A 603-nucleotide genomic window follows, 5' to 3' on the forward strand; every position below is an offset into this window, starting at 1 on the left:
ACTGCACCATTACGTGCAGCGGGTTTCCCCATTCGGAAATCTCCGGATCAAAGCTTACTTACAGCTCCCCGAAGCATATCGGTGTTAGTCCCGTCCTTCATCGGCTCCTAGTGCCAAGGCATCCACCGTGCGCCCTTTCTAACTTAACCAAATGGTTAATCTAACAATATCTCATAAGAGATATCCTAAAATGGCGATTCTCGGTTCTTTCTTGACTTTCTTCTTCTAACTTTATCTAGTTTTCAAAGAACAATTATAGTCGGCTGTTTTACTTCCGTAAAACGCCCTGACAGTTATTAAACCGTCAAAACTGAACAAAACCACACAGAAACGTCACGTCTCATATATCCTTAGAAAGGAGGTGATCCAGCCGCACCTTCCGATACGGCTACCTTGTTACGACTTCACCCCAATCATCTGTCCCACCTTAGGCGGCTGGCTCCAAAAGGTTACCTCACCGACTTCGGGTGTTACAAACTCTCGTGGTGTGACGGGCGGTGTGTACAAGGCCCGGGAACGTATTCACCGCGGCATGCTGATCCGCGATTACTAGCGATTCCAGCTTCATGCAGGCGAGTTGCAGCCTGCAATCCGAACTGAGAA

At 48.1% G+C, this 603-nt stretch carries 2 rRNA genes; both read right to left on the reverse strand.

Annotation, left to right across the window (positions count from 1 at the left end):
- Nucleotides 1-149 (reverse strand): 23S ribosomal RNA (locus tag FZC78_RS23380); the annotation flags it as partial.
- A gap of 205 nt (nt 150-354) precedes the next feature.
- Nucleotides 355-603, reverse strand: a 16S ribosomal RNA gene (locus FZC78_RS23385); the annotation flags it as partial.

This window comes from Rossellomorea vietnamensis (genome assembly GCF_008180415.1).
Taxonomy (GTDB): Bacteria; Bacillota; Bacilli; order Bacillales; family Bacillaceae_B; genus Rossellomorea; species Rossellomorea vietnamensis_C.